At 67.2% G+C, this 10,134-nt stretch carries 8 protein-coding genes; 5 read left to right on the top strand and 3 right to left on the bottom strand.

Annotated features, from left to right (window positions below; genetic code table 11):
* The coding region (locus H928_RS27160) for a patatin-like phospholipase family protein (RefSeq protein WP_148293122.1) at positions 1 to 910 on the bottom strand (910 nt) is incomplete at its 3' end.
* A gap of 83 nt (positions 911 to 993) precedes the next feature.
* A complete protein-coding gene (locus H928_RS0110610; protein ID WP_021026486.1) occupies positions 994 to 1,572 on the bottom strand; it encodes a restriction endonuclease in 579 nt (192 codons plus the stop codon).
* Positions 1,573 to 1,680: 108 nt separating this feature from the next.
* Between H928_RS0110610 and apbC the strand changes: the two genes are divergently transcribed.
* The 4 genes from apbC (at position 1,681) to H928_RS0110590 (ending at position 6,400) form a co-directional block, all read left to right on the top strand.
* Entirely contained in the window at positions 1,681 to 2,772 is a 1,092-nt protein-coding gene (apbC, locus tag H928_RS0110605) for an iron-sulfur cluster carrier protein ApbC (protein ID WP_021026485.1), read from the top strand.
* Positions 2,772 to 3,737: a LysR family transcriptional regulator gene (locus H928_RS0110600; RefSeq protein WP_021026484.1), complete on the top strand. Its 966-nt coding sequence runs from the start codon at positions 2,772 to 2,774 to the stop codon at positions 3,735 to 3,737. Before apbC ends, H928_RS0110600 begins: the two co-directional genes overlap by 1 nt.
* Before the next feature lie 84 nt (positions 3,738 to 3,821).
* Positions 3,822 to 6,113 carry an FdhF/YdeP family oxidoreductase gene (locus H928_RS0110595; protein WP_021026483.1) on the top strand — a complete coding sequence of 764 codons (2,292 nt, stop codon included), beginning with the start codon at positions 3,822 to 3,824 and terminating at the stop codon, positions 6,111 to 6,113.
* Positions 6,113 to 6,400 carry a hypothetical protein gene (locus tag H928_RS0110590; RefSeq protein WP_021026482.1) on the top strand — a complete coding sequence of 96 codons (288 nt, stop codon included), beginning with the start codon at positions 6,113 to 6,115 and terminating at the stop codon, positions 6,398 to 6,400. The genes H928_RS0110595 and H928_RS0110590 overlap by 1 nt, the downstream gene beginning before the upstream one ends.
* Before the next feature lie 33 nt (positions 6,401 to 6,433).
* Here the strand turns inward: H928_RS0110590 and H928_RS0110585 are convergent, their stop codons facing one another.
* On the bottom strand, positions 6,434 to 7,459 hold the full coding sequence (locus H928_RS0110585; RefSeq protein WP_027010803.1) for a sensor domain-containing diguanylate cyclase: 1,026 nt from the start codon (positions 7,457 to 7,459) through the stop codon (positions 6,434 to 6,436).
* 309 nt (positions 7,460 to 7,768) lie between these two features.
* Between H928_RS0110585 and H928_RS0110575 the strand changes: the two genes are divergently transcribed.
* A partial coding sequence (locus tag H928_RS0110575) for an FtsX-like permease family protein (protein ID WP_021026479.1) occupies positions 7,769 to 10,134 on the top strand: 2,366 nt, incomplete at its 3' end.

The following is a 10,134-nucleotide window of genomic DNA, read 5'->3' as shown; positions in this document are numbered from 1 at the left end:
TCAAGGTGTGGTTGATGCGCTGGGCCCGCTCCACATCGACCGACAGCGCATCGAGAAAGATGGTGGACAGCGCATGGCCGGCCACCTGGGCGAGCGAGGGGAACGGCGGGTGCTCGCCCTGGGGCAGGTTCAGCACCTCGTGCGAGCGGCCCACGCCGACGACGACGATGCGCTGGGCGCCCAGGTGCACGGCTGGGGCGAGCGGCGCGGTCTGGCGCATCGCACCATCGCCCAGGTAGTTGTACTGGCCGCGCAGCATCAGCTCGGCGGGCGCAAAGATGAAGGGGATCGACGACGAGGCCATCAGGTGCTGGTGGCTGATGCGGTCCTGGATGGCGCGGCGCTGCGTGCGCGACCAGGCAGGCACATGCGGGCCGGCTTCATAGAAGGTGATGTGCTCGCCAGTGGTGTAGCTCGATGCGGTGATCGCCAGCGCCGACAGCTTGCCGCTGTGCAGCAGGTGCGGGATTTTCTCCAGCGGCAGCTCGGCCTGGAGCAGCTCCAAAAGCGGCGCATTGTCCAGCAGCGAGCGCGGTTTGCTGTGGTGCCAGCGCGTCAGCGCCCAGCCCAGCGTCAACAGGCTCAGCCAGCGCGCGCCGCTGCGCATCACACCAAAGGCATCGGCGCGGTAGACCTGGCTGGTGGAGAAATTGCGCCACACCCGCGACAGGCGCTGCACGGCCAGGTCGAAATGGTCGGCGCCGCAGGCAAGACCTGCGGCATTGATCGCGCCGGCCGAGGTGCCCACGGCGATGGGGAAGGGCGTGGGTTCATGGTCGGCCCCGGCGTTCTGGCGCAGGCGCGAGAGCGCCTGCAGCACCCCCACCTGGTAGGCGGCACGCGCGCCGCCGCCTGAGAGCACGATGGCGGTGGACGCGGAATGGGGGCTGTAGTGCAGAGCGGGCGACATGGCCTGCACCATAGCCGAAACTGCAGGCCTTCGCCAAGCGGCTCTGTCGCCCAGCCGCTACTGCGGGCACAGGCACCGCTGCATCAGCGCGCCGCGCCCTTTTTCAGCAAGGTCGCGAGCTCCAGGTTCTGCAGCAGCACGATTTTTTGGTCACGGGCAAACAGGCGGGCGTTGTCGCTCAGCTCGCCTTGCAGCAGCACATAGACGCTGGCGGCGCCCGCTTGGCTGGCGGCCTCATGCAGCGCGCGCAGCGGCTCGATGCCATGCACGCCGGCCTTGCTGCGCTTGGTTTGTACCAGGGTGGTCTGGCCGTTGCGCGCCAGCTGCAGATCGGCTGCGCCTTGCTGCAGGGTGGTGACGGCATAGCCCTCGGCCTGCCAGGCGCGGCTCAGCCAGGCCTGCAGATCGCGGCTGGACATGGCGCCAGCCTGCGCCAGCAGCGCCTCGGTGGCCGCCGCGCTGGGCTGGCTCCACTGGCGCTTGGCGGCCATGGCGCCGATCACGAGGAAAGGCAGGCTGCCGGCGGCGCCGACAAAGCGGATGTCCTTGGGCAGCAGCGCCAGGCACAGCACCACGATGATGGCTCCGACCACCACACTGATCCACCACGACGAGCGCAGCAAGATCGCAAACACGGAGTTCTCGGCCATTTTCAGTTTCACGGGTGCAGGTCTTTCAAGAGGTGCAGGGGAAAAGCCCAGATTGTCGCTGGTTCGCAAGGGCAAGCGCGGTTCGCTAGACTTATTGCTGTCTCAGGAATAGAAAACACGATGACAGTGACCGAACCAACGATACTGGCCGCGCTGGCCAGCGTCCAAGACCCGCATACGGGCAAAGATTTTGTCAGCACGCGTGCCGTGCGCAACCTCCAGATCCATGGCGGCGATGTCGCCTTTGAGGTGGAGATGGGTTACCCCGCCAAAAGCCTGGTGCCGCAGCTGCGCAGCCAGTTCGTGGCCGCGGCCAAGACGGTGCCGGGCGTGGACAACGTCTCGGTGACCATCAGCAACAAGGTGATCACGCATGCGGTGCAGCGCGGTGTGCCGCTGATTCCCGGTGTGAAGAACATCATTGCGGTGGCATCGGGCAAGGGCGGCGTGGGCAAGAGCACCACCACCGCCAACTTGGCGCTGGCCCTGGCGGCCGAGGGCGCCAGCGTCGGCGTGCTGGATGCCGATATCTACGGCCCCAGCCAGACCATGATGATGGGCGTGGACGGCAAGCCCGAGAGCAGCGATGGCAAGACCATGGAGCCCAAGCTCAACCATGGCGTGCAGGTGATGTCGATCGGCCTCTTGGTCGACCAGGACCAGGCGATGATCTGGCGCGGGCCTATGGCCGTGCAGGCGCTCGAGCAAATGCTGCGCCAGACCAACTGGGCGGGGCTGGACTACCTGCTGATCGACATGCCACCGGGCACCGGCGACATCCAGCTCACACTGAGCCAGCGCGTGCCGCTGACCGGTGCGGTGATCGTCACCACGCCGCAGGACATCGCCTTGCTCGATGCGCGCAAGGGCATCAAGATGTTCGAGAAGGTGGGCGTGCCGCTCCTGGGTGTGATCGAGAACATGGCCATGCATGTCTGCACCAACTGCGGCCATGTGGAACATATCTTTGGCGCCGATGGCGGCAAGCACATGGCAGCCGACTACAAGCTCGACTACCTGGGTGCGCTGCCGCTGTCGATGCAGATCCGCGAGCAGGCCGACAGCGGCACCCCCACCGTGGTGGCGGCGCCCGACAGCGAAGTGGCCGCCATCTACCGCCAGGTGGCGCGCAGCATCGCCGTCAAGATCGCGCAGCAGGCCAAGGACTTCTCGTCGAAGTTCCCGACCATCTCCGTGAGCAGCAATACCTGATGAACCTGCTCGCTGCCATGCGCTACCTGGCCGCGCTCCATGCGCATGGCCATTTCGCGCGGGCAGCCCAGGCCTGCCACATCACCCAGCCGGCCCTGTCCAATGCGCTGCGCGCGCTGGAGGCCGAGTTTGGCGTGGCCATCGTGCGCCGGGGCCGGGTGTTTGCCGGCTTCACGCCCGAGGGCGAGCAGGTACTGCAAACCGGACTGGAGATGCTGCAAAGCGAGGCGCGCCTGCGCCAACGCCTCTCCGCCCAGGCGGGCCAGCTGCAAGGGCAGCTGCGCATGGCGGCCGTGCCCACGGCCATGCCGATGCTGCTGCGCTTTGCCAGCCTGCTGCGCTGCCAGCACCCGGGCCTGGTGCCAGCGCTGCATGCGATGAGTTCGCCCGATATTGAACGCGGCCTCGAAGAGCTGAGCCTGGACCTGGCGCTGGGCTACAGCGACCGCATCCGCCGCCCGCGCACCCATTGCGCCCCCCAGTACCAGGAGCACTACTACCTGCTGCAGTCCGCGCCAGCACCGGCCTGCGTGGCCGATACCCTGCATGCGGCCGAGCCCCTGGGCTGGGCCCAGGCCGCGCAGCAGCCGCTGTGCCTGCTGACGCCCGATATGCACAACCGCCAGATCGTGGAGCGCAGCTTTCTGGCCGTCGGCGTGCTGGTGCAGCCTGCCATGGAGACCAATTCCGTCCAGGCCTTGCTGCAGGCGGTGGGCGAGGGCCAGATGGCCAGCATTGTGCCCGGCGCCGTGCTGGCCACCGTGCGGCACACGCCGGGCCTACGCGCCTGGCCCTTGGTGGAGCCGGTGGTCGAGAGCGAAGTCGCCTTTCTCTACCAGCAATCCCAGCAGGCCATGCCCGCGATGGAGGCGGCGCGCGCGCTGATGGCGCAGGACGAATGGCAGCAGCAATGCCTGCAGCATGCCGGGGCTTTGGCCGCAGCTGCGCCGCCATCCCAGCCATAGTTTGTCGAATGCTGGCATTGCCGCATTGAATTTGACGGCCAGCGGGCAGCGGGTTGAAATGCAGGGCTACACCGAGCCCCTGCCATGCAAGAACAAAAAATCGCCTTCTACAAAGGCCCAGCCGGTGGCTGGGGCGCCTTGAACAGTGTCAAGAACACACTGCTGCACCACGACATCGCGCTCAAGGGTGCCAAGACGCTGCTGTCGGCCAACCAGCCCGATGGCTTTGACTGCCCGGGCTGCGCCTGGCCGGACCGCAACCATGCCTCGACCTTCGAGTTCTGCGAGAACGGCGTTAAGGCCGTCGCCGCCGAGGCCACGGCCCGGCGCGCGGGCCCCGAGCTGTTTGCCCGCTACAGCGTGCGCGAGCTGGCCCAGCACAGCGATTTCTGGCTGGAGGACCAGGGCCGGCTGACGCAGCCCATGGTCTATGACCCGGCCAGTGACCACTACCTGCCGATTGCCTGGGACGATGCCTTTGCGCTGATCGCCCAGCACCTGAACGCGCTGCCCAGCCCGGACCAGGCGGTGTTCTACACCTCAGGCAGGGCGAGCAACGAGGCGGCCTTTCTCTACCAGCTGTTTGTGCGCGAGTACGGCACCAACAACTTCCCCGATTGCTCCAACATGTGCCACGAGCCCAGTGGCTCGGCGATGCGCGAGCAGATCGGCGTGGGCAAGGGCACGGTGACACTGGCCGATTTTGAACAGGCCGATGCGGTCTTCATCTTTGGCCAGAACCCGGGCACCAACCACCCGCGCATGCTGGGCGAGCTGCGCGAGGCGCACAAACGCGGCGCGCGCATTGTCAGCTTCAACCCCTTGCGCGAGCGCGGGCTGGAGCGCTTTGCCGATCCGCAGGACAAGCTGGAGATGGCGACCCTGGGCTCCAGCCCGATCAGCACGCACTACTTTCAGCTGCGCGTGGGCGGCGACCTGGCAGCGCTGCGGGGCATGCTCAAGCATGTGCTGGAGCAGGAGGCGGCGCGGGGCGGTGTGCTCGACCACGCCTTTATCGCTGCGCACACCACCGGCTTTGAGGCGCTGGCGCAAAGCCTGCAGGCTGAAGACTGGGCGCTGCTGGCGCAGGAATCGGGCTTGAGTGAAGCGCAGATGCGGGCGGCCGCCGAGGTCTACCTGGGCGCGGACAAGGTGATTGCCTGCTGGGGCATGGGCATTACCCAGCATGCGCATTCGGTGGCCACCATCCAGATGATTTTGAACCTGCTGCTGCTGCGCGGCCATATCGGCCGGCCAGGAGCGGGGCCGTGCCCGGTGCGCGGCCACAGCAATGTGCAGGGCGACCGCAGCATGGGCATTTGGGAAAAGCCGCCAGCCGCCTTGCTCGACCGGCTGCAGGAGGTCTATGGCTTTGCGCCACCCCGCGCCCACGGCATGGACACGGTCGACGCCATTGCCAGCATGCGCGATGGCCAGGCCCAGGTGTTTTTTGCGCTGGGGGGCAATTTTGCTGCGGCCACGCCTGATACCTATGAAACCTGGAAAGGCCTGCAGCGCTGCGCGCTGACCGTGCAGGTCACCACCAAGCTCAACCGCAGCCATGTGGTCCATGGCCGCGAGGCCCTGCTGCTGCCCTGCCTGGGCCGCACCGAGATCGACCTGCAAAACGGCCAGCCCCAGGGCGTGACGGTGGAGGATTCGATGAGCATGGTGCACCTGTCGATGGGCATGAACCCACCGGCTTCGGCGCATCTGCTGTCCGAGCCGGCGATTGTGGCGCGCCTGGCCCATGCCACCCTGGGCACGCGCAGCCGGGTGGACTGGCTGGCGCTGGCCGCCGACTACGCGCTGATCCGCGATGAGATCGCCAAGGTCTTCCCCGATTTTGCCGACTTCAACCAGCGCGTGGCCGTGCCCGGTGGCTTTCGGCTGCGCAACACGGCCAGCGAGCGCATCTGGACCACGGCCAGCGGCAAGGCCAGCTTCCACGCCCATGCGGTGCCGGTCGATACCCCCACGCACCGGGCGCGTGCGCGGCTGCGTGACCAGCAGGTGTTCACCTTGCTGACCACCCGCTCGCACGACCAGTACAACACCACCATCTATGGCATGGACGACCGCTACCGGGGCGTGTTTGGCCAGCGCCGGGTGGTCTTCATCCATGCCGATGACATCCGCGCGCTGGGCCTGGCCGATGGGGACTGGGTCAATATCCGCACCGTCTGGGACGATGGCCAGCAGCGCTGTGTCGAGGGCTTCAAGCTGGTGGCCTATGACATTCCGCGTGGTAACCTCGCCGCCTACTACCCGGAGACCAATCCGCTGGTGCCGCTGTCGGCCGTGGCCGCGCATGCCGGCACGCCCACCTCCAAATCGATCCCCGTGGTGCTGGAGCCCGGCCAGGCGCCGCAGTGATGGGCGGGCAGAACGCCGCACCCGCCCTCTCGCCGCTGGCGCAGCGCATGCTCAAAGCTCTGGCACAGGAGCAGGCCCGCACCGGGCAGGCGGTACCGCTGGTGCGCATCGCCAAGCACCTGGATGCCGCTGCCAGCAGCCTGCTGCGTGAGCTGGCGATGCTCAACCTGCTGCTGGAGCAGGCCCAGCAGCCTGCCTGGGTGCAGGCCCAGGCGGTGGAGGGGCGCTGGATGCTGGCGCTGACGGCGGCCGGCGCAGCGGCTGCGGCGCAGACCAGCGAGGCTTGAGGGCCGCCTCAGGCCCTCTGGTGGTTGCCCAGGTCAGGCCGCAACCGGGTGGCGGGCTTTGCGCGCCTGTTTGGTCTGGTACATGGCCAGATCGGCCTGCTGCAATGCAGTATCGGCATGGGTGCCCGGCGTGACGGCCACCAGGCCCACGCTGGCGCCGGTGTAGTTCAGGCTCACGCCCTGGCCCAGGCACAGCGACTCGGCCCGCGTGCTGGCAAACAGGCGCGCCTGTGTTTCGTTCAGCGCCGGCGCAATCGGCTCGTGCAGGTGGGGGCCCAGGCCGGCAAAAACGAACTCATCGCCGCCCTGGCGGGCGATCAGGTCCGAGCCGCGCATGGCCTCGCGCATCTGGTCGGACAGCAGCTGCAAGAAACGGTCGCCCGCTTCATGGCCATAGCCGTCGTTGATGGCCTTGAAGCCATCCATGTCGATCATGCCTACGAGCACATAGCGCTCCTGGCGGCGGGCAATGGCCTGCAGCTGGTCGAGCTGCTCGATCAGTGCGCGGCGGTTGGGCAGGCCGGTCAGCGCATCGGTGCGCGCCAGGCGCTGCAGCTCTTCGTTTTGCACCTGGATCTGGATGAGCAACTGCTCGCGCTCGACCTGCTGGCCCAGGAACTGGGCAAACAGGCGCATGACATCCTGGGTATCGCGTTGCAGCGGCTTGCGTGATGCACTGGCGCCGCACAGCGTGCCGTAGAGCGCACCGTCCGACAGGTGGACCGGTGTGCTGGCATAGGTCTGGATGCCCAGCGCCTGCGCGGCCTGCGAGTCGCCCCAGATCTGGCCGACATCGTCGGTGTAGAGGCAGTTCTCGTCGATCGCGCGTTTGCACAAGGTGTCTTCCCAAGGCACGCTCAGGTTCTCGGGAATCTGCAGGCTTTGGGTGTTGCGCGCGAACAGCACCTGCTGGACACGCTGGCCCAGGTCAATGCGCGTGAGGTAGGTGGATTCCAGACTGGTGACTTTTTGCAGCATCTCCAGCAGGGGGCGCGTCAGCTCCTCCAGACTGCGAGCTTTGGCAAACGTCTGGCCCAATTGTGAAATCAAGGCTTGCATAGGAATGGCTCGTTGAGAGATTACTGTTTCATATCGTAACTCGCAATCGGCCGCTTGGGGATGATCTCTTTCAATGGCGGCACCAGGGCGCGTCTACAAAATCTGCCGGCCTGGGGGCAAGCGTGGATGGCCGCGTTGTGCCTGAGGGCGTGCCGTGGCTTTTTCCCCCCAAACAGGCTGTGGCAGCGCCGGGTTCGTGCTGTCATGACCCTGCTTGCAGCAGGCCTTTTGCTGGTCGTGGGCGGCCTCTGGCTCGCAGGGAAATCCGGCAAGGGCTGGGGGTAAACGCGCATCAGTTATGTTTGCTGCATGAAACACAACTTTTTTGCGTTGGGCTGGCGCCAATTGCTGCGCGACTGGCGTGCCGGTGAGCTGCGGCTTTTGTTGGTTGCGGTGGCGCTGGCGGTGGCCGCGCTGACCTCGGTGAGCTTTTTCTCGGACCGCCTGCAAGCGGGGCTGCAGCGCGATGCCAGCCAGCTGCTGGGCGGCGACGTCGTGGTGGTGAGCGACAACAGCACGCCAGCGGCCTTTGCCGACAAGGCCCAGGCGCTGGGTTTGCAGGGTGTGACGACGGTCACCTTCCCGACGATGGCGCGCTCGGACGATGCCGATGGCGGTGAATCGCGCCTGGTAGGTCTCAAGGCGGTGCAGGCCGGCTACCCGCTGCGCGGCAGCCTGCGCACGGCTCCGGCTGCCGGCCAGCCCGATGCGCCGACGCGCGATATTCCTGCGCCCGGCGAAGTCTGGGTGGACCCGAGCCTGATCGAGGCGCTGGGCCTCAAGACCGGCTCGGTGCTGTGGCTGGGCGACAAGCGCTTCACGATTGGCCGGGTGCTGACGATCGAGCCGGACCGGGGCGCCGGTTTTCTGGGCTTTTCTCCGCGCGTGATGCTGGACTGGAGCGACCTGGCCGCCACCGGCCTGGTGCAGCCGGCCAGCCGCTTGCTCTACCGCTTTGCCGTCGCCGGTGAGCCCGCAGCAGCAGCGCAGTTTCTGCAATGGTCCGAGACCGAAGTGGCCCAGCCCCACAGCCATGGCGTGCGCATCGAGTCGCTGCAAAGCGGCCGGCCAGAGATGGAGCAAACGCTCGAGCGCGCGCAGAAGTTCCTGAACCTGGTGGCCTTGCTGGCCGCGCTGCTGTCGGCCGTGGCCGTGGCCTTGGCCGCGCGCACCTTTGCCAGCGCCCACCTCAATGGCGCGGCATTGCTGCGCGTGCTGGGCCTGGCCCAGCGCGCCATTGCCGGCGCCTATGTGGTCGAGTTTGTCATCGTGGGCCTGGCCGCCAGCCTGCTGGGCGTGGCGCTGGGCTACGCGATGCACTACCTGTTTGTCTGGCTGATGGCGGGCCTGCTGGCCGTCACCTTGCCCGCTGCCAGTGGCTGGCCGCTGGTGATGGGGGTGGGCATGGGCATGACCTTGCTGCTGGCCTTTGGCCTGCCGCCCGTGCTGCAGCTGGCCCAGGTGCCGCCGCTGCGCGTGCTGCGCCGTGACCTGGGGGCTCTGCGCCCGGCCTCGGCCTCGGTGCTGCTGCTGGGGGTGCTGGGCTTTGCGGCGATGCTGCTGCTGGTCAGCGGTGATGCCAAGCTGGGCGGCATTGCGGTGGGCGGTTTTGCGATGGCGATTGTGGTGTTTGGCCTGCTGAGCGCCGTGGCCATCAGCTTGCTGCGCCGCATGGTGAATGAGCGCACGGCGCCGCGCTGGCTGCTGCTGGCCACGCGCCAGGTCGCCGCCCGGCCCTGGTTTGCCGTGGTGCAGGTCAGCAGCCTGGCCGTCGGCCTGATGGCGCTGGTGCTGCTGGTGCTGCTGCGCACCGACCTGATCCAGACCTGGCGCCAGACCACGCCGCCCGATGCGATGAACCGCTTTGTCATCAACATCATGCCGGACCAGGCCGATGCCTTCCAGCAGCGCCTGCGCCAGGCCGGCATCGACAAATGGGACTGGTACCCGATGATTCGCGGCCGCCTCATCCAGATCAATGGCAAGGATGTGGGCCCGGGCGACTACAGCGAAGACCGCGCCAAGCGCCTGGTCGACCGCGAGTTCAATATCTCCCACAGCGATGTGCTGCAGGAGCACAACCAGATCGTGCAGGGCCGGTGGACGCCGGGCGAGGCCGGTGGCGTCAGCGTCGAAGAGGGCATTGCCGAAACCCTGGGCCTGAAGATGGGCGACCGCCTGCTGTTTGACATGGGCGGCGTGCAGCACGAGAGCACGATCACCAGCCTGCGCAAGGTGGACTGGGGCTCGATGCGCGCGAATTTCTTTGTCATGTACCCGGTCGCGCAGATGAATGAGGTGGCCGTCACCTACCTGGCCGCCTACCGCGCGCCCGATACGGCGGGCTTTGACAATGGCCTGGTGCGCGAGTTTCCCAACATCACCAATGTGGACCTGCGCGCCACCGTGGCGCAGCTCCAGCAGGTGCTCAACCAGGTGATCCGCGCGGTGGAGTTCCTGTTTGGCTTTACCTTGGCCGCCGGCCTGGTGGTGCTGTTTGCCGCGATCACCGCGACGCGCGAAGAGCGCGCCCGCGAGTATGCGATCATGCGGGCCGTGGGCGCGCGCAGCCAGCTGCTCCAGCAGGTGCAGCGCGCCGAGCTGGCCGGTGTGGGCCTGCTCGCCGGCGTGCTGGCCAGCGTGGTAGCCATGGCCATTGGCTGGGCATTGGCCCA

The organism is Comamonas sp. B-9, assembly GCF_000410635.1.
Lineage (GTDB): Bacteria > Pseudomonadota > Gammaproteobacteria > Burkholderiales > Burkholderiaceae_C > Comamonas.
The sequence above is the reverse complement of the archived record's forward strand: the minus strand, read 5'-3'. Positions and strand labels throughout refer to the sequence as shown.